The organism is Pseudomonas sp. NA-150 (genome assembly GCF_044336365.1).
GTDB lineage: Bacteria > Pseudomonadota > Gammaproteobacteria > Pseudomonadales > Pseudomonadaceae > Aquipseudomonas.
The window spans coordinates 321,296-339,308 of record NZ_CP172305.1; the positions used below are offsets into that span (position 1 = coordinate 321,296).

At 58.5% G+C, this 18,013-nt stretch carries 16 protein-coding genes; 13 read left to right on the top strand and 3 right to left on the bottom strand.

Features of this window, described 5'->3' with window-relative positions; all coding sequences use genetic code 11:
• Nucleotides 1–10: 10 nt before the first annotated feature.
• The 7 genes from ACF0H7_RS01520 to trpE all read left to right on the top strand — a co-directional run bounded on the left by ACF0H7_RS01520 (nucleotide 11) and on the right by trpE (nucleotide 8,446).
• On the top strand, nucleotides 11–835 hold the full coding sequence (locus ACF0H7_RS01520) for an ABC transporter permease (RefSeq protein ID WP_397451084.1): 825 nt from the start codon (nucleotides 11–13) through the stop codon (nucleotides 833–835).
• A 155-nt stretch (nucleotides 836–990) separates the two neighbouring features.
• Nucleotides 991–2,364, top strand: coding sequence for a sigma-54 interaction domain-containing protein (locus tag ACF0H7_RS01525; protein ID WP_397451085.1), 1,374 nt, complete (start codon nucleotides 991–993; stop codon nucleotides 2,362–2,364).
• A gap of 170 nt (nucleotides 2,365–2,534) precedes the next feature.
• Nucleotides 2,535–3,683, top strand: coding sequence for an iron-containing alcohol dehydrogenase (locus ACF0H7_RS01530; RefSeq protein WP_397451086.1), 1,149 nt, complete (start codon nucleotides 2,535–2,537; stop codon nucleotides 3,681–3,683).
• Nucleotides 3,684–3,788: 105 nt separating this feature from the next.
• The gene (locus tag ACF0H7_RS01535) at nucleotides 3,789–5,225 is read left to right on the top strand and encodes a hypothetical protein (RefSeq protein ID WP_397451087.1); all 1,437 of its coding nucleotides are present in this window, start codon (nucleotides 3,789–3,791) and stop codon (nucleotides 5,223–5,225) included.
• Nucleotides 5,226–5,407: 182 nt separating this feature from the next.
• Complete coding sequence (rpe, locus tag ACF0H7_RS01540; RefSeq protein WP_397451088.1) at nucleotides 5,408–6,082, top strand: ribulose-phosphate 3-epimerase; 675 nt, start codon at nucleotides 5,408–5,410, stop codon at nucleotides 6,080–6,082.
• A complete protein-coding gene (locus tag ACF0H7_RS01545; protein ID WP_397451089.1) occupies nucleotides 6,079–6,897 on the top strand; it encodes a phosphoglycolate phosphatase in 819 nt (272 codons plus the stop codon). Before rpe ends, ACF0H7_RS01545 begins: the two co-directional genes overlap by 4 nt.
• 70 nt (nucleotides 6,898–6,967) lie before the next feature.
• Nucleotides 6,968–8,446: an anthranilate synthase component I gene (trpE, locus tag ACF0H7_RS01550; protein WP_397451090.1), complete on the top strand. Its 1,479-nt coding sequence runs from the start codon at nucleotides 6,968–6,970 to the stop codon at nucleotides 8,444–8,446.
• Nucleotides 8,447–8,555: 109 nt separating this feature from the next.
• Here the strand turns inward: trpE and estP are convergent, their stop codons facing one another.
• Nucleotides 8,556–10,493 carry an esterase EstP gene (gene estP / locus ACF0H7_RS01555; RefSeq protein ID WP_397451091.1) on the bottom strand — a complete coding sequence of 646 codons (1,938 nt, stop codon included), beginning with the start codon at nucleotides 10,491–10,493 and terminating at the stop codon, nucleotides 8,556–8,558.
• 185 nt (nucleotides 10,494–10,678) lie between these two features.
• Nucleotides 10,679–11,905 carry an MFS transporter gene (locus ACF0H7_RS01560; protein ID WP_397451092.1) on the bottom strand — a complete coding sequence of 409 codons (1,227 nt, stop codon included), beginning with the start codon at nucleotides 11,903–11,905 and terminating at the stop codon, nucleotides 10,679–10,681.
• Between the two features lie 144 nt (nucleotides 11,906–12,049).
• Between ACF0H7_RS01560 and ACF0H7_RS01565 the strand changes: the two genes are divergently transcribed.
• From ACF0H7_RS01565 to ACF0H7_RS01585, 5 genes are all read left to right on the top strand, one after another.
• Nucleotides 12,050–12,970, top strand: coding sequence for a LysR family transcriptional regulator (locus ACF0H7_RS01565; protein ID WP_397451093.1), 921 nt, complete (start codon nucleotides 12,050–12,052; stop codon nucleotides 12,968–12,970).
• A gap of 334 nt (nucleotides 12,971–13,304) precedes the next feature.
• Nucleotides 13,305–13,904, top strand: a complete 600-nt coding sequence (locus tag ACF0H7_RS01570; RefSeq protein ID WP_397451094.1) for an aminodeoxychorismate/anthranilate synthase component II — start codon at nucleotides 13,305–13,307, stop codon at nucleotides 13,902–13,904.
• Between the two features lie 8 nt (nucleotides 13,905–13,912).
• Nucleotides 13,913–14,962, top strand: coding sequence for an anthranilate phosphoribosyltransferase (trpD, locus tag ACF0H7_RS01575; RefSeq protein WP_397451095.1), 1,050 nt, complete (start codon nucleotides 13,913–13,915; stop codon nucleotides 14,960–14,962).
• Nucleotides 14,959–15,783, top strand: a complete 825-nt coding sequence (gene trpC, locus ACF0H7_RS01580) for an indole-3-glycerol phosphate synthase TrpC (protein WP_397451096.1) — start codon at nucleotides 14,959–14,961, stop codon at nucleotides 15,781–15,783. The genes trpD and trpC overlap by 4 nt, the downstream gene beginning before the upstream one ends.
• 119 nt (nucleotides 15,784–15,902) lie before the next feature.
• Complete coding sequence (locus tag ACF0H7_RS01585) at nucleotides 15,903–16,598, top strand: biotin/lipoate A/B protein ligase family protein (protein ID WP_397451097.1); 696 nt, start codon at nucleotides 15,903–15,905, stop codon at nucleotides 16,596–16,598.
• A gap of 9 nt (nucleotides 16,599–16,607) precedes the next feature.
• Here ACF0H7_RS01585 and crp read toward each other — a convergent pair whose 3' ends face one another.
• Nucleotides 16,608–17,252 (bottom strand): cAMP-activated global transcriptional regulator CRP, encoded by a 645-nt coding sequence (crp, locus tag ACF0H7_RS01590; RefSeq protein WP_397451098.1) that lies wholly within the window; start codon nucleotides 17,250–17,252, stop codon nucleotides 16,608–16,610.
• Between the two features lie 207 nt (nucleotides 17,253–17,459).
• Between crp and ACF0H7_RS01595 the strand changes: the two genes are divergently transcribed.
• Nucleotides 17,460–17,882, top strand: coding sequence for an OsmC family protein (locus ACF0H7_RS01595; RefSeq protein WP_397451099.1), 423 nt, complete (start codon nucleotides 17,460–17,462; stop codon nucleotides 17,880–17,882).
• The last annotated feature ends 131 nt before the right edge of the window (nucleotides 17,883–18,013 follow it).

Below are 18,013 nucleotides of genomic sequence, written 5' to 3' on the forward strand. Positions count from 1 at the left end.
GAGATTGACCATGCTGAGCCCTTACACATCGCCTATCGAGCGAGTCTGGTATTACGCCTTGCGCATTCTTTGCGGGCTGGTGTTGTTGTTCCTGGTCCTGCCAGTGCTGGTGATCATTCCGCTGTCGTTCAACACCGGTAGCTTTCTGGTCTACCCGATGCAAGGCTTTTCCTTGCACTGGTATCAGGACTTTTTCGCCTCCGCCGAATGGATGCGGTCACTGAAAAACAGCATGATCGTTGCGCCTGCCGCAACGGTGCTGGCCATGAGTTTCGGTACGTTGGCAGCGATTGGTTTGACCCGTGGCAACTTCCGCGGCAAGGCGCTGGTCATGGCCTTGGTGATTTCGCCGATGGTGGTGCCGGTGGTGATCGTCGGTGTTGCCAGCTACCTGTTCTTCGCCCCGCTGGGGTTGGGCAATAGCTATACCTCGCTGATTCTGGTGCACGCGGTGTTGGGTGTGCCGTTCGTGATCATCACTGTGTCGGCGACCCTGCAAGGCTTTAACTACAACCTGGTACGTGCGGCGGCCAGTCTGGGTGCTTCGCCAGTGACTGCATTCCGTCGTGTGACTTTGCCGCTGATTGCGCCGGGGGTGATTTCCGGGGCGCTGTTTGCTTTCGCAACCTCATTCGATGAAGTGGTGGTGACCTTGTTCCTCGCCGGTCCTGAACAGGCAACGCTGCCTCGGCAAATGTTCAGCGGCATCCGTGAAAACCTCAGCCCGACCATCGCCGCGGCCGCGACGCTGTTGATCGGTTTCTCTGTGGTGTTGCTGCTGGTGCTGGAGTGGTTGCGTGGGCGCAGTGAGAAGCTGCGTACCCAAGCCGCCTGATACTCGCAATACCCTGTAGGAGCGGGCTTGCCCGCGATGGCGCTGTATTTGACACATCGCTGATCGCGGGCAAGCCCGCTCCTACAAAGAACCTTAGCGCTCCCTCAATCACCGTTTAAACTCCACACCTTTCCCGCTGCACCGTGGAGTCTCAGGTGAACGTCAACGACGCCAGTTTTGAAGAACTGCTCAATGCCTTGCACGATGGCGTCTACATCACCGATGGCGACGGCAAGACGCTGAAGGTCAATAAGGCTTACGAGCGTCTGACCGGCCTCGACAGTGCCGAATTGATCGGGCGCCCGATGCAGGAGCTGGTCAAGGAAGGCGTCATTTCGCAATCGGCCTCGCTGCGCGTGTTGCAGGAAGGCCGGCCGGTGTCGGTGATGCAGAGCCTGCATCAAGGCAAGAAACTGTTGGTCAGCGCTACGCCGATCCTGGCGTCAGACAAGAGCATTCGTTACGTGGTCAGCACGGTCCGCGACATGACCGAGTTGCTGCGTATGAAGCACGAGCGCGATGAGTTGCAGCAACTCAAGCAGCTGCGCAACAGCACCGCCAAACTGCACGCCGGACAGCGCGACAACCTGCTGCATTCACCATTGGTGGCCGATCAGGAAGTCTCGGGTCGAGTCTTCGCTCTGGCGCGACAAGTCGCCGACAGCAACGTCAAAGTCCTGCTGCAAGGTGAAACCGGCGTCGGTAAAACCCTGGTCGCGCAATTTATCCACAACGCCAGCAATCGCGCAAAAGAACCTTTTTTGGCGTTGAACTGCGGTGCATTGCCGGAAAACCTGATCGAGGCGGAACTGTTCGGCTACGCTCCCGGCGCCTTTACCGGTGCCGGCCCCAAAGGCAAGCGCGGGCTTTTGGAGTTGGCGCACCACGGCACGTTGTTTCTCGATGAGATCGGCGACTTGCCGCTGCCGGTGCAGGTCAAGTTGCTCAAGGTCATCGAAGAGAATCGCTTTATTCCGGTGGGTGGTCTTGAGCTCAAGGAAGTGGATGTGCGCATCATCAGCGCCACTCACCACGACCTCAAACAATTGGTAGCGGAAGGACGTTTTCGCGCCGACCTGTATTACCGGCTCAACGTGGTGCCGATTGCGATTCCGGCGTTGCGTGAGCGCAGCGAAGAAATCGCGCCGCTGCTGCATTACTACCTCGAAAGCTTCAACACCCGTTACCAGCGTCAGGTGCAATTGAGCCTCGAAGCCGTCGACCTGTTGTGCGACTACACCTGGCCGGGAAACATCCGTGAACTGATCAATATCGTCGAGCGTCTGGTGGTTACCAGTCGCGCTGATGTGATCGAAGCGCTGGACCTGCCCGAAGAAATCCTCCACCTCAACCCGCAGTCCACCGACGACAGCCGCCTGCCATTGCGCAAGGTGCTGGAAAACGCCGAGCGCACAGCGATTCGCGCGGCGTTACACCTGCACAAAACCACCCGTCAAGCGGCCAAGGCCCTCGGGGTCAGCCAGGCCACGGTGGTGCAGAAAATGAAGCGCTGGGAACGCTCTGATTAAGATTTCAATCAAGGCACCTTTCAGCGATTAGAATCCTGATCGCTACTGACCGATAAAACCTTTTTTAAAACGCTCAAGGCCTTGCTCTACGGAGTTTTGCGCGTGTTGGCACAGCTTTCGCTATTGATCTGGCACGCCCTCGCGCACAACAACTAATAAAGGACGAGCCGATGAGCATCTCTGCATTCAAAATTGCCAACAAACTGATCACTGGGCCGGCTGCCATCGAGCAACTGGCCGCTGAGCTGACCCGTCTGAATATCACCAATCCACTGATCGTGACCGATGCGGTGCTGGTCAAGTCCGGCACCGTCGATCTGGCTCTCGCGCAGTTGGGGGGTCGCCCGTACGGGATTTTTGATCAGGTCAAACCCGAGCCGGAAATCTCTATCGTCGAAGACTGCACTCTGGTTTATCGCCAAGGCGGGCATGACGGCCTGATCGGTGTCGGTGGCGGCAGCGCGATTGATATCGCCAAAGGTGTTGCGGCGTTTGCCGGGCATGAAGGTCCGCTGTCCGAGTTGTTCGGCGTCGACCAGGTCAAGCGCAAAGGCCCACCGTTGATTGCGATTCCGACGACAGCGGGCACCGGCTCCGAAGTGACCAACGTCGCGATTTTTTCCGACAAGCAAGCGCAGCTGAAAAAGGGCATCGTCAGCGATTACCTGCTGCCAGACGTGGCGTTGGTCAGCCCGACCATGACCCTGAGCTGCCCGCGCAGTGTGACAGCGGCCAGCGGCGTCGATGCGCTGGTGCACGCCATTGAGTCTTACCTGTCGGTCAATGGTTCGCCAATTACCGATGCGCTGGCCATCGGTGCCATCAAGTTGATTGCCAAAGCGCTGCCCAAGGCTTACGCCAACCCAAACAACCTCGCCGCTCGCGAAGACATGGCCACCGCCAGCCTGATGGCCGGCATGGCGTTCGGTAATGCTGGCGTGGGCGCCGTACACGCGCTGGCCTATCCGCTGGGCGGGCGTTTCAACATTGCCCACGGCGTCAGCAACGCGCTGTTGCTGCCCTACGTCATGGCCTGGAACAAGATGGCCTGCGTCGAACGTTTCCGTGATATCGCTGAAGCCATGGGCGTGCGTGTTGCTCACTTAAGTGACAAGGACGCCGCCGATCAAGCCGTGCAAGCCATGACTGACCTGTGCGCTGCCGTCGACATCCCGTCAGGTATGCGCAGTTTCAACGTGCCGGAAGACGCGATTCCAGCGATGGCCGAAGAGGCCAGCAAGATCGATCGGTTGATGCGCAATAACCCGCGCAAATTGACCGCCGCCGATATCGAGAAGATTTATCGCGCCGCCTATTGATTCTTCACGCCAACCCTCTTGGGCGCCCGGCTTCGGCTTTGGGCGCTTTGCCTCAACTGTTCTGTCTTAACACCGCAACCAATACCAATAAAACAGGTGCCGTTTATGTCTGATGTTTCCGACGCGGGTCGTGAAAGCCCGTATATCCCTGTAGGCCCGTTCAAAGTGCGCCTGCCGTTCATTCACTACAACTTCGAATTGCCGGATTACCTGCAAGGCCTGTTGATGTGTGCGGTGGACCTGGCGGCCATTCCGCTGATGACCGAATTGCTGGGCATGCCTTTCGAGGTGGCGCTGGCGGTGGTCATGCTCAATGGCCTGCTGTACCTCACGCACCACTTGCTGGGTGACCCCACTGTGCCGGGCTGGATCACTCCTGCGGTGCCCTTGCTCATGGCTTACTGTGCCCATTTCCCCATGGGCCCGGAGCGTGTGCATGCCTTGATTGCATTCCAGATGATGCTCGGGGTGTTCTCCATCGCCCTCGGTGCGACAGGGATGGCGAAGAAGGTGGTGGCTTACGTGCCTTCGGCGATCAAGTCCGGGATTATAGTCGGCGCCGGTTTGAGTGCGGTGTCGGCAGTATTCCAGGTCGGTGGCAAGTTCGACGTGTTCCCCTGGACCATCTCGATCGCCATCGGTGTCGCGTTCTACTTGATCTTCTCTCAGCACTTCCAGCAACTGAAGCAGCGCAATCGCCTATGGTGGAACTTTGCCAAGCTCGGGATCCTGCCGATTATTCTGCTGGCCGTGGTGATTGCCCCGTTGTTTAGCGAAGCGCCGTGGCCGACCATTCAGTGGGGTTTCAGCAAGCCTGACTTTGCTGGCCTGTGGAACAACTACACCGTGTTCGGGCTGGGCATGCCGCCGCTGTCGATGTTTATCTCGGCGCTGCCGACGATGCTGGCGGTGTACATCATCGTGTTCGGTGACGTACTGAGCGCCAAGGTGTTGCTGGACGAGGCGCAGCAGATTCGTACCGATGAGAATGTCGATTACAACCCTGATCGTGCTCACCTGATTTTTGGTGCGCGCAACGCGTTCATGAGCGTGTTCGGTCCGGATGTTGCCATGTGCGGTCCGAAGTGGGCGGCGATGTTGGTGGTCATCATCGAGCGCTTCAAAGGCGGCCCGAAAGCGATGAAGTCGATTATCGGCGGCGTCGGTTCGTTCCGTTGGGGCACCAATACCGGCTTGCTGTTGCTGCCGGTGGTGACCCTGGTGCAGCCAATTCTGGGTGTGGCGCTGGCGCTGACGTTGTTGATTCAGGGATATGTCAGCGTGCGTCTGGGGATTCTTGAGGCGCGCAGTCAGCGTGACTTGGGAATTGCCGGTGTTATCGGCGCGGTGTTGGCGGTGAAGGGCGCGAGTTGGGCGTTTGCCATTGGGGTGGTGTTGTGTCTGCTGATCTACGGCAAGAACTTCTTCAAGGGCGAGAACGATAAGACGTTTACCAAGGATTTGACGACGACGGATGCGCCAGTGGTTAAGCCCGTGGTGGTTGAACCGGCGCGCGTGGCGGCAGAAGCCTTGGTTGACTGAACTGGCGCTATCGCGGGCAAGCCCGCTCCTATAGTGAGTTTCGGCCCGTTGTAGGAGCGGGCTTGCCCGCGATGCGGTGTATCTGGATTTGGCATTCATCGGGGATCGGCACGGCTGCAGGGCGCTGTCGATCACTCATGAGGTACAATGCGCGCCAACGTGATTCTGCTCAAAGGTGCGTCATGCAGCCGTTCGCTCTTGCTCCGTCGATTCTTTCCGCCGACTTCGCCCGTCTGGGCCAGGAAGTCGACAATGTTCTTGCCGCCGGCGCCGACATCGTTCACTTCGATGTCATGGACAATCATTACGTCCCCAACCTGACCATCGGTCCCATGGTATGTACGGCGTTGCGCAAGTACGGCATCACCGCGCCCATCGACGTGCATTTGATGGTCAGCCCGGTCGACCGCATCATCGGTGACTTCATTGAAGCCGGCGCCACCTACATTACCTTCCACCCTGAAGCCACCCAGCACATCGACCGCTCGTTGCAGTTGATCCGTGAGGGCGGCTGCAAGGCAGGCCTGGTGTTCAACCCGGCCACTCCGCTGAACCTGCTCGAATACGTCATGGACAAGGTCGACATGATCTTGCTGATGAGCGTGAACCCGGGTTTTGGCGGGCAGAAATTTATCCCTGGCACACTGAACAAACTGCGCGAAGCACGGGCGCTGATCGAGAAGTCGGGTTATGACATCCGGCTGGAAATCGATGGCGGGGTCAACGTCAACAACATCCGTGAAATCGCCGCTGCCGGTGCTGACACCTTCGTTGCAGGCTCCGCCATTTTCAACGCACCGGACTACCAGGAAGTGATCCAGAAAATGCGCTCTGAATTGGCGTTGGCTCGCCCATGAGTGGCTTCGAGCAGTTGTTTCCCGGTCATCTGCCCAAGCTGGTGATGTTCGATCTGGACGGCACATTGGTCGATTCAGTGCCGGATCTGGCGGCAGCCATCGAGAGCATGCTGCTCACTCTGGGACGCCCGCCTGCGGGTATTGAGTCGGTACGGATCTGGATCGGCAATGGCGCACGGGTTCTGGTGCGCCGTGCCTTGGCCAACCACTTCGATCACGCGTCTGTGGGCGAAGAAGAAACCGAAGAAGCCCTGGCGATTTTCATGGACGTCTATGGCGGTAATCATGCGCTGACCCAGGTTTATCCTGGCGTGCGTGAGACGCTGAAATGGCTGCAAAAGCAGGGTGTGGTCATGGCGTTGATCACCAACAAGCCAGAGCGGTTTGTTGCACCATTGCTGGATGAGCTGAAGCTGGGGCGTTTTTTCAAGTGGATCATTGGTGGCGACACCTTGCCCCAACAAAAGCCTGATCCTGCCGCGCTGTTCTTTGTGATGAAAATGGCCGGTGTTCCGGCATCGCAGTCGCTGTTTGTCGGCGATTCGCGCAACGATGTACTGGCGGCGAAGGCGGCTGGTGTTGCCAGTGTCGCGCTGACTTACGGTTACAACCACGGTCGACCGATTGCCGAGGAATCGCCGTCGCTGGTGATTGATGATCTGCGCAAACTGCTCCCCGGTTGCTTAGATCCGGCCGCTGAGCTAACGTTGGCCGACGTCAACGCTCCCCCTCAAAGAGATTCCATCGTGGTGGTCACCCGCAAACTCTGGATGAAAGTCATCAAGGCCCTGGCCCGTTGGCGTTGGCGCGCCTGACTTGAATCTGGCCGGCTCCCCGGCGCGTTTGCACACCTGACCGTTTTACCCTCAAGCCACGAGGCTGATCATGACCCGCGAAGAATTCCTGCGTTTGGCCGCTGCCGGTTACAACCGTATCCCGCTTGCCTACGAAACCCTTGCCGATTTCGACACTCCGCTGTCGATTTACCTGAAGCTGGCCGACCAGCCGAACTCCTATCTGTTGGAGTCGGTGCAGGGCGGTGAGAAGTGGGGGCGTTACTCCATCATCGGTCTGCCGTGCCGCACCGTGATGCGCGTGCACGAGCACCAGATCAGCGTGACCCTGGACGGCGTCGAAATCGAAAGCCTCGAGTCGGAAGACCCGCTGGCATTCGTCGAAGAATTCAAGGCGCGCTACAACGTGCCGACCATCCCTGGCTTGCCGCGCTTCAATGGCGGGCTGGTGGGTTATTTCGGTTACGACTGCGTGCGCTATGTCGAGCCGCGTCTGGGCAAGTGCCCGAACCCGGACCCGCTCGGCGTACCGGATATTCTGCTGATGGTGTCCGATGCCGTGGTGGTGTTCGACAACCTCGCCGGCAAGATGCACGCGATTGTCCTGGCAGATCCGTCTGAAGAAAATGCCTACGACAATGCCAAGGCGCGTCTGGAAGCACTGATGGAAAAACTCCGTCAGCCCATCACGCCGCGTCGCGGTCTGGACCTGACCCGACCGCAAGCACCGGACCCGATTTTCCGCTCCAGTTTCAGCCAGGCGGATTACGAGCGTGCCGTCGAAACCATCAAGGAGTACATCCTTGCCGGTGACGTGATGCAGGTGGTGCCGTCGCAACGCATGTCCATCGACTTCAAGGCCGCGCCGATCGATCTGTACCGTGCGCTGCGTTGCTTCAACCCGACGCCGTACATGTATTTCTTCAACTTCGGCGACTTCCATGTGGTCGGCAGTTCGCCAGAAGTGCTGGTGCGGGTCGAAGACAACCTGATTACCGTGCGCCCGATTGCCGGTACGCGTCCGCGTGGCGCCAACGAAGAAGAAGACCTGGCGCTGGAAAAGGACCTGCTGTCCGACGCCAAGGAAATCGCCGAGCACTTGATGCTGATCGACCTGGGCCGTAACGACACGGGGCGTGTTTCAGAAATCGGGTCGGTCAAACTGACCGAGAAGATGGTCATCGAGCGTTATTCCAACGTGATGCACATCGTTTCCAACGTGACCGGCCAGCTCAAAAGCGGGCTGACGGCGATGGACGCACTGCGGGCGATTCTGCCGGCGGGCACCTTGTCCGGCGCTTCAAAAGTCCGTGCGATGGAAATCATCGACGAGCTGGAGCCGGTAAAGCGTGGCGTCTACGGCGGCGCGGTGGGTTACCTGGCGTGGAACGGCAATATGGATACCGCCATCGCGATTCGTACCGCGGTGATCAAGGACGGCGAGCTGCATGTGCAGGCGGGCGGCGGGATCGTTGCTGACTCGGTGCCGTTGCTGGAGTGGGAAGAAACCCTGAATAAACGCCGCGCGATGTTCCGCGCGGTGGCATTGGCAGAGCAAGAGCCAATCTAAGAGACCCTTGAACCCTGTAGGTGTGGGCTTGCCCGCGATAGCAATATGTCTGACACACAGTCAAGCTGATCGCAGGCAAGCCAGCCCCTACAGGCGCTTGGACACAGGATTAGAAATCCAGACTCACCGCCAGGCCAATCCCTTGCTGGGTCACATCACCATTCTTCACCCAGTTGTAATTGCCCCTCAATGACACTTCCTTGGTCAGCTTCTGGTTAACCCCCAGGCTTGCGCGGTTGAGGCTTGCCTCGGGTTTGTAGCCGGCCAGCGTGAAGCTGTTGTTGGGCAGGCTGTTAAGGGCAATGGTCACGTCTTGCTCGTCATTGGCGTATTCATGCTCGTGGGCAATTTCGCCAAACAGCTGAGTCTGCGGCGTGATGTCGAACTTGCCTTGCAGGCCGACACCCAGGCGCCGCGAGCTGCGGCGTTGCGTTTCGTAGCTCAATGCCGTTGAGCGTGAGCTGTCCTCCGAGTAGCCATCTACGGTTACGTGGGCATAGTCGGCGCTGACGAAAGGCGACAAATGCCAGATGCTTTCGGCTGACGCCAGGTCGTAGCCAAGACGAGTATTGAACGCCCACAGCTCGCCGTCGGTATTGCCTTTTTCTTCGCCTTGGGCGACGCCCAACTGAAACTTGCGGTTGGCGTCTTCGACGTCGAGCTTGCCCCCGGTCAACGCTGCATCGGCCCACCAGTGGTTGGTTTGGTATTGCACGAACGCCGTCGCCAGGTAGCTGTTGAGCGAGTAATCGGAATCCCGCTCGCCCGCTTCCAGTTGCTGGCGATAGAAACCGGCCGCCATGCCGACGCGCCATTCTTCATTCAACCGATAGTTGCCGCCGATGGTCAGGTTGTAGCCATGCCCATCGCCCTTGGCGGAGCTGCTTTGATCATCGATTTTCAGGTAGTCGCCACCCCCGGCAACAATCGCCCGCCATTGACCCACGCCCTGCCAGTTGCCCCAATCGGCTTGCCACTGATTACGCAGTTCACTCTGGTGGGCGTTCAAACTGCTGAGGGCCATTTCTGGCAGCAGGCTGATTTCCCACGGCGCAGACAACAGCGAGTAGGCATAGTCGGCGATCAGTTGTTGCCCAGCGATGGTCGGGTGCACGTCATCGTTGAACAGCAGCTTGGTCGGATCGGGCGTCGCGCTGTGCAGTCCGTACACCGGATTTTCCGTGCAGCTGTCGCCACTGAAGCAGGTGCCGACCAGATTTTGATTGGCCGCCAGACCGAAACGCCCTGGATTGGCCAGGGTTTCCTGAATCAGCAAAGGAATATTCAGCGGAATGATTTCGGCATGGATTTGCGACAGCTGGCTCAGCAACTCTGTGTTGAACACACTGCTGAGTTGCGACGACGAACTTTGCAAAGGCGTGCCGTTGATGGCGGGGATCAGTCCCAGATCCGGTAACAGCCAGACCATGATGTAACGCGCGCCGGACTGTTGCAGGGCGCGTGCGCTATTGGCCAGTTGATCCGCGGACCCTTGTGCCGAGGCCACGTCAGTTACCACGCCTTGAAAGAAGTCATTACCGCCGCCGGTGAGGTAATACAGCGCATTCGGGTCAGCGCGGAAGTTGGCGCCCACCAGATAGCCCGGTTTATTGCGCAAGTCGATGGTGCCGCCCTGGCCGTCGTCCACGGAGACGTCCGATATGGAGGTGATCGAGTTGTAAATCTGGTCGGTCCGATACCCGCCCACCGCCCAGTTGTTGCCGTCCTTGATGCCGAGCGCAGCGTTGACCGGGGAGGTTGAGGCAAGCAGGTCTGCGGGGGCGACGCCGAGTTTGAGACCCAGTAGCGTCGACGAGACTGCGCCGAAAGCTTCGCCACTGTTGTCCTGGAAGGTTGGGCCGGTACGGTTAGTGAAACGCAGTGTTGAACCCAGTGGGCCGCCAACGTCCGGGAATTGCCCGGCATCGGCCAAACTGTCGCCAAACACCACCATCGTTGAATAAGGGGAGGGGGCTGCGAAGGCGTGAGAGCAGGCCAAAGAAAGCACGCAGACTGCGAAGGGTAGAGCCAGCACCTTTTTTATCATTGTTTAGACCCTTGTTATTTCTGTTTTTCATCCTCTTACGAAAGTAGCAAAGCCTTGGTGTACCGTTCTGTGAACTGCCCAACGGTGTTTAAGTGTTGCGTATTTATGAGTAAGCCTGTGCTGATCAGCCAGCAAAAAAAGGTGCCCACCTCAATCAGTGAACACCTTCGTACTATTGATCGGAATCAGGAAGTCGCGCTGCGTTGATCCTCTGTCTTGCGTGGGGCGCCGATCAAGTGGATGGCGGCGGCGACCAGGCCGAGCGCGATACCGAACACAACGATGCCCGTCCAGCCGAAGCGGCCCATCAACCATCCGCTGATCATTGTGCCAAGGGCGCCGCCGAGGAAGGTGGCAGTCATATAAAGGCTATTGATGCGACCCTGCGCTTTCGGATCGACTGCAAAGGCACGAGTCTGGTTGGACACCAGGCCCGATTGCACGCCGATGTCGAGCACGATGACGCCGATCACCAGCAAGGCCAGCGAAGATTCCGCACCGGAGAGAAGCAGGTAGGCGAGGGTGACGATTGCAATACTGGCGCCCACTACAGTGCGTGACCCCAGTCGGTCAGTGGCGCGGCCGCCCAGTGTCGCGGCAAGCGCACCGGCTGCCCCGATGATACCGAAGCCACCCGCCCAGGCACTGCTGAGGTGCCAAGGTCCATTTTTCAGGAGCGCCGCCAGGTTGACCCAAAACGCGTTGAAACAGGCCCACAACAGTGCCTGGACAATCATCGATTCACGAATCGGACGATTGTCGCGCATCAGCGGCCAGAGCGAGGCGAGCAACTTGCCGTAGGACAGGTTGGTGGTTGGTAAACCACGCGGCAGGAGCATGGCGGCAGCGATGAACACCGGGATCATGAACACTGCTTCCAGGCCGTAAACCGCGCGCCAACCGTAGGCATCTCCGACCACGCCGCTAATCGTGCGGCCGACCAGGATGCCGACCATGATGCCGCTGACGACCGTACCGACGTTACGCCCGCGCTCGCTGGGGTTTGACATGACTGCCGCGAAGGGCACCAGTTGCTGCGGTACGCAGCTGACAATGCCAAGACCAAACGAGGCCGCGATCAGAGCCCAGACACCCGGTGCGAGTGCCGCCGCTATAGCAAAGCCGAAGGCTACTGCGATTTGAATAAGCACTAGCTTGCGTCGGTCAAAACCGTCACCCAGTGGTAACAGAAAGCCAAGTCCGGTGGCGAAGCCCAGCAACGCTGCGGCGGCAACCAGGTCGACGGTCGACACGTCGATCCCCAGATCCGAGGCTATCAACGGCAGGATGGGTTGGGTGCAATAGATGTTGGTGATCACCGCGCCGGCAATGATCGCCATCATGACGATCTTGCCGCGAGACGCGACGGCGGGGGTATGCTGACTTTGAGATGTATTCGGCTGGCCGCTCATGGCGCCCTCCTTTTAACTAAATATCTCCAGGGTTTGCAGCGGGGTGCCGCAGGTCGGAGGTTAGGCTCAAACCTTACGTGTTCGCATATATAAAGATAATTCCCTAAGATTGAGAATCATCCTTCCACTAATTGAGAGGGTCAGGTGAATCGCCTTGAATCCATGTCTATTCTTGTCGCCGTCGTAGACTCGGGCAGTCTGTCGGCTGCAGCGCGCTATCTCGACATGCCGTTGGCCACGGTCAGTCGCAAGGTTGCCGAGCTGGAGTCGCATCTGAAGACGCGCTTACTGCATCGCACGACTCGTCGTCTTTCGTTGACCGAAGCCGGGAGTTCATACGTGGCTGCCTGCCGACGTATTCTTGAAGAGATTGGTGAGGCCGAGCGCGCTGCGACAGGTGAATACGCCGCGCCTAAAGGCGAGCTGCTGGTCACCGCCCCCGTGGCGTTCGGGCGTTTGCATGTGGTGCCGGTGGTTGCCGAGTTTCTTGCCCACTACCCGGAGATCGACATCAGCCTGATGCTCACCGATCGCGTCGTACACCTGATGGACGAGCAAGGCGATGTCGCGGTGCGGATTGGAGCACTGCCGGATAGCACGCTGATGGCGACGGAAGTTGGAACGGTCCGCAGGGTCATCTGTGCGAGCCCGGCCTATTTGGCAACCCATGGCGTGCCCCTGAGCCCACACGACCTGGCGGGGCACAACTGCATTACGTTTGAGGTGCTTGCGTCCCTGCGCGCCTGGGTTTTCGGGGCAGGCAAGTCGGAGCTGTCGGTGCCCGTTCGTTCACGGTTGGCGGTGAATACGGCGGAGGCGGCTATTGCGGCGGCAACATTGGGTGTTGGATTGACACGCGTACTGTCTTACCAGGTCGCGGAGGCGGTACGTGACAACGCACTTCGCGTGGTGCTCGATACGTTCGAGTCGGCGCCATTGCCCGTCAGCCTCGTCCATAAAGGACAAACACCCCTGCCATTGAAGTTGCGTGCGTTCCTCGACTTCGTGACGCCGCGTCTACGCTTGCGCACCTCGGGAGAACTTTGCGATGTCACGCCAACTTGAGTGGTATAGCTGCCATGCGGATGACATCTCGCTTTATTTTTCTAAAGTACAATGATCTTGCACCCCGTGATTCGGTAAGCTAATGTCCCGAGACGTATAGATGAGACTCCTTCCGTGACGACTGTCAGCAAACTCTTGATGCGCGTTATCAAGGCACACGCCCGCTGGCGTTGGCGCGCCTGACTCTTTCCCTGCCGGTTAACCGGCCCTGCAACACTATGCCTTCACACCGTGACTTATCCCGCCAGTCGAGCGTTTTGCAGTGACTGAACAAAGCGGTAACGGTTTTCTGAAGGTTTGAATAAAGGTCAGTGATTTCAAGAGGTTAAGCACCATGCTGCTGATGATCGATAACTACGACTCGTTTACCTATAACGTCGTGCAATATTTGGGTGAGTTGGGCGCGGAGGTCAAAGTGATCCGCAACGACGAATTGACCGTCGCCGAAATCGAAGCCCTGAATCCTGAACGCATTGTCGTATCCCCAGGCCCCTGCACCCCGACTGAAGCAGGTGTTTCGCTGGAAGTGATCAAGCACTTCGCGGGCAAGCTGCCGCTGCTGGGTGTTTGCCTGGGCCATCAGGCTATCGGCCAGGCTTTTGGTGGTGACGTAGTGCGCGCCCGGCAAGTGATGCACGGCAAGACCAGTCCGGTGATCCACCAGGACCTCGGTGTGTTCGAGGGTTTGAATCATCCGTTGACGGTCACTCGTTACCACTCGCTGGTGGTCAAGCGTGACACCCTGCCGGACTGCCTCGAGTTGACTGCCTGGACTGAGTTGGACGACGGCTCGGTCGACGAAATCATGGGCTTGCGCCACAAGACGCTGAACATCGAAGGGGTGCAATTCCACCCTGAATCGATTCTGACCGAGCAGGGCCACGAGCTGTTCGCCAACTTCCTCAAACAAACCGGCGGCAGTCGTCAGGGTTAAGGATCGTTATGGACATTAAAACCGCGCTGGGTCGTATTGTTAACCACCTGGACCTGAGCACTGAAGAAATGCGCGACGTCATGCGCGAAATCATGACCGGCCAATGCACCGACGCGCAGATTGGTGCGTTCATGATGGCCATGCGCATGAAGAGCGAAAGCATCGACGAAATCGTCGGCGCCGTGAGCGTGATGCGTGAACTGGCTGACAAGGTTGAACTCAAGACTCTGGACGGCGTGGTCGACATCGTCGGCACGGGCGGCGATGGCGCTAACATTTTCAACGTGTCCACCGCCTCGGCCTTTGTGATTGCCGCAGCCGGTTGCACCGTGGCCAAACATGGCAATCGCGCTGTCTCGGGCAAGAGCGGTAGCGCGGATTTGCTGGAAGCAGCCGGCGTTTATCTGAACCTGACGCCGGTCCAAGTGGCGCGCTGCATTGACAGCGTCGGCATCGGCTTCATGTTCGCTCAATCGCACCATGGCGCCATGAAATATGCGGCGGGTCCGCGTAAAGAGTTGGGCTTGCGTACCTTGTTCAACATGCTCGGTCCGTTGACCAACCCTGCCGGGGTCAAGCATCAGGTAGTGGGCGTCTTCAGTCAGGCGTTGTGCCGTCCGTTGGCTGAGGTCCTGGCGCGCATGGGTAGCAAGCACGTACTGGTCGTGCATTCGCAAGACGGGCTGGACGAATTCAGCCTCGCCGCGCCGACCTTTGTTGCCGAGTTGAAAAACGGCGAAGTCACCGAGTATTGGGTGCAGCCAGAAGATCTGGGCATCAAGAGCCAGAGCCTGTTCGGTCTGGTGGTGGACAGCCCGGCCCAGTCGCTGGAGCTGATCCGCGATGCGCTGGGGCGACGCAAGACTGAAAACGGTCAGAAAGCAGCCGAGATGATTGTGCTCAACGCTGGCGCGGCGTTGTATGCCGCTGATCTCGCCTACTCCCTGAAAGAGGGTGTTGCGCTGGCGCATGATGCGTTGCACACCGGCCTTGCCCGGGAAAAACTGGAAGAGTTGGGTGCCTTTACCGCGGTATTCAGACAGGAGAATGAGGGATGAGTGTGCCGACGGTTCTGGAAAAGATCCTTGCTCGCAAGGCCGAGGAAGTAGCAGCGCGCCGTGCGCTGGTCAGTATCGCAGAGCTCGAAAGCCAGGCAAAGGTGGCCAGCGCGCCACGTGGGTTCGCCAAGGCGTTGTTGGCTCAGGCCAAGACCAAGCACCCGGCGGTCATTGCTGAGATCAAGAAGGCATCGCCAAGCAAAGGCGTGATCCGGCCGAACTTTCACCCGGCTGACATCGCCAAGAGTTACCAGGCAGGTGGCGCGACGTGCCTGTCCGTGCTGACGGATATCGATTTCTTCCAGGGCGCGGATGCTTATCTGCAACAAGCGCGCGCGGCGTGCAGTTTGCCGGTGATCCGCAAAGACTTCATGATCGATCCCTACCAGATAGTTGAGTCCCGTGCCTTGGGTGCCGATTGCGTGCTGCTGATCGTTGCTGCGATGGATGACATGCAGATGGCTGAACTGGCCGCCGTCGCCAAGGACGTTGGCCTCGATGTTCTGGTGGAAGTGCATGACGGCGATGAGCTGGAGCGCGCGCTGAAAACCCTCGACACGCCGCTGATTGGGATCAATAACCGTAACCTGCATACGTTTGAGGTGAGCCTGGAACATACGCTGGACCTGCTGCCGCGTATTCCCGAAGGGCGTCTGGTGGTGACCGAGAGCGGGATCGTCAACCGCGCGGACGTCGAGCTGATGGAAATCAGTGACGTGTATTCGTTCCTGGTCGGCGAAACCTTCATGCGCGCGGAACACCCGGGCGCTGAGTTGCAGCGGTTGTTCTTCCCAGAGCGTGGGCCGTTGCTTAATAACTGATAGATCGCTGATCGCGGCGGTGCGGCGATCCGACAAGCCCGCACCTGCAGGGATGCTCAATATGTTGTAGGAGCGGGCTTGCCCGCGATCAGTGCGACACCGTCTGACAGGATCACCGCATGAATAACCCCTTCATCGAAACCACCGTCGCCGCTGGCCTGCAAGCCGAACAGGATCTGCTCGCGTCGGTTTGCCAGGGCGAGATCGAGCACGGCCTGCTGTTGTGGCGGCCGACGGATCGGGCGTTGGTGATGCCAAGACGCATGAGCCGCTTGCCGGATTTTGATCTGGCCACTCAGGCTTTGGCCGACAGCGGCTGGCCAATTCTGCTGCGCGAAAGTGGCGGTGAACCTGTCCCGCAATCATCGGCAACGGTAAATATCGCGTTGGTTTATGCGCAGCCGCGCAATGACATTGACCGTGATCGCATCGAAAATGCTTACCTGCGTTTGTGCCAGCCGATCTGTGATGTGTTGATCGAACTCGGTGGCAACGCTTCGCTCGGTGAGGTGGACGGAGCGTTCTGTGACGGGCGTTACAACGTCAACCTTGATGGTCGCAAGATGGTCGGCACGGCCCAGCGCTGGCGGCAAAGTCAGGGCGGGCAACGTCCTGTGGTGCTGGCCCACGGTGCTCTGCTGCTGGATGACGAGCGCGAAGCGATGGTCGAGTCGGTCAACCGCTTCAACCAGATATGTGGGCAAGATCAGCGAGTACGCGCCAACAGCCACATCGCCCTACACGAAGCCTTCCCAGGCGCCGACGTGCTGGCGCCATTGGTGAAAGCTTATCAGGACATCCTGTCCGGATTTTAAGCGCGCGGTTCAGCGTGTGCCGAACACCACCATGGTCTTGCCTTTGACGTGTACCAGGTTCTGCTCTTGCAGGGCCTTGAGTACACGGCCGACCATTTCCCGCGAACAGCCCACAATGCGGCCGATTTCCTGGCGGGTCACCTTGATCTGCATGCCGTCCGGGTGGGTCATGGCATCTGGCTGCTTGCACAGATCCAGCAAGCTGCGGGCGACACGTCCGGTTACGTCGAGAAAGGCCAGGTCACCGACTTTGCGCGTGGTATTGCGCAGGCGTTCAGCCATCTGCCCACCGATGGCGTACAGAATTTCCGGATCTTGCTGCGTGACTTCGCGGAATTTGCTGTAGCTGATCTCGGCCACTTCGCACTCGGTCTTGCTACGAACCCAGGCGCTGCGCTCGATCTCGTGTCCGATCTGGTCGAACAGGCCCAGCTCACCGAAGAAGTCACCAGTATTCAGATAGGCAACGATCATCTCGCGACCTTCGTCGTCCTCGATCAGGATCGTAACGGTGCCTTTGACGATGAAGAACAGTGAATCAGAGCGGTCACCCGCGCAGATGATATTGCTCTTCGATGAGAAGCGTCGACGTTGGCAGTGGGTCAGCAGCTTGTCGAGGTTCTTTATTTTGGGTGTGAGGGTAATAGCAACCATGCATGTTTCCCGGAAAAGTACTGCGCCACAGGGCATCCTTATGGGTATCGGCAGTGCTGATGATTTGCCGCAGCTTATCAGGAGAATTTACCAATTTTTGGGAAATTTCCTACGTGCTTATTCCGAATAGGCATTTAGCCCAACATCCGGTGAAGGCTTGGCCTTGTGCTAAGCTGGCGACCCTTTTTTAGTAGTGGAGTCTTGGCGATGAAGGCACGCATCCAATGGGCTGGCGAAGCCATGTTCCTCGGTGAATCCGGTAGCGGTCATGTGGTGGTCATGGATGGCCCACCCGAAAGCGGTGGTCGCAATCTGGGCGTGCGCCCGATGGAGATGGTGTTGATCGGCCTGGGTGGCTGCAGCAACTTCGACGTGGTCAGCATTCTGAAGAAGGCCCGTCAGCCTATCGAAAGCTGCGAAGCATTTCTTGAAGCCGAGCGCGCGAACGAAGACCCAAAGGTGTTCACCAAGATCCATCTACACTTTGTGGTCAAGGGTCGTGGCCTGAAAGAAACCCAGGTCAAGCGTGCCATCGAGTTGTCCGCCGAGAAGTATTGCTCGGCGTCGATCATGCTCGGCAACGCTGGCGTAGAGATCACCCACGACTACGAAATCATTGAATTGGGCTGATTCGACACCCAACATTCATAAAAGCGGCGCACACTCTGGCAGACCGTTGCTTACATCTGCATAATGCGCCCCTTTTTCAGGGTGCGATCCAAGCCGGAAGGGCTATGTCTGCGCCCGAACAGACAACCAAA

What these genes read in the sequence shown, in the direction of transcription:
- rpe (WP_397451088.1), top strand. Translation starts at nt 5,408, where the DNA reads ATGCAGCCGTTCGCTCTTGCTCCGTCGATTCTTTCCGCCGACTTCGCC.
- ACF0H7_RS01585 (WP_397451097.1), top strand. Translation starts at nt 15,903, where the DNA reads ATGAATAACCCCTTCATCGAAACCACCGTCGCCGCTGGCCTGCAAGCC.
- estP (WP_397451091.1), bottom strand. Translation starts at nt 10,493, where the DNA reads ATGATAAAAAAGGTGCTGGCTCTACCCTTCGCAGTCTGCGTGCTTTCT.
- ACF0H7_RS01595 (WP_397451099.1), top strand. Translation starts at nt 17,460, where the DNA reads ATGAAGGCACGCATCCAATGGGCTGGCGAAGCCATGTTCCTCGGTGAA.
- trpD (WP_397451095.1), top strand. Translation starts at nt 13,913, where the DNA reads ATGGACATTAAAACCGCGCTGGGTCGTATTGTTAACCACCTGGACCTG.
- crp (WP_397451098.1), bottom strand. Translation starts at nt 17,252, where the DNA reads ATGGTTGCTATTACCCTCACACCCAAAATAAAGAACCTCGACAAGCTG.
- trpC (WP_397451096.1), top strand. Translation starts at nt 14,959, where the DNA reads ATGAGTGTGCCGACGGTTCTGGAAAAGATCCTTGCTCGCAAGGCCGAG.
- ACF0H7_RS01530 (WP_397451086.1), top strand. Translation starts at nt 2,535, where the DNA reads ATGAGCATCTCTGCATTCAAAATTGCCAACAAACTGATCACTGGGCCG.
- ACF0H7_RS01535 (WP_397451087.1), top strand. Translation starts at nt 3,789, where the DNA reads ATGTCTGATGTTTCCGACGCGGGTCGTGAAAGCCCGTATATCCCTGTA.
- ACF0H7_RS01545 (WP_397451089.1), top strand. Translation starts at nt 6,079, where the DNA reads ATGAGTGGCTTCGAGCAGTTGTTTCCCGGTCATCTGCCCAAGCTGGTG.
- ACF0H7_RS01560 (WP_397451092.1), bottom strand. Translation starts at nt 11,905, where the DNA reads ATGAGCGGCCAGCCGAATACATCTCAAAGTCAGCATACCCCCGCCGTC.
- ACF0H7_RS01570 (WP_397451094.1), top strand. Translation starts at nt 13,305, where the DNA reads ATGCTGCTGATGATCGATAACTACGACTCGTTTACCTATAACGTCGTG.
- ACF0H7_RS01520 (WP_397451084.1), top strand. Translation starts at nt 11, where the DNA reads ATGCTGAGCCCTTACACATCGCCTATCGAGCGAGTCTGGTATTACGCC.
- trpE (WP_397451090.1), top strand. Translation starts at nt 6,968, where the DNA reads ATGACCCGCGAAGAATTCCTGCGTTTGGCCGCTGCCGGTTACAACCGT.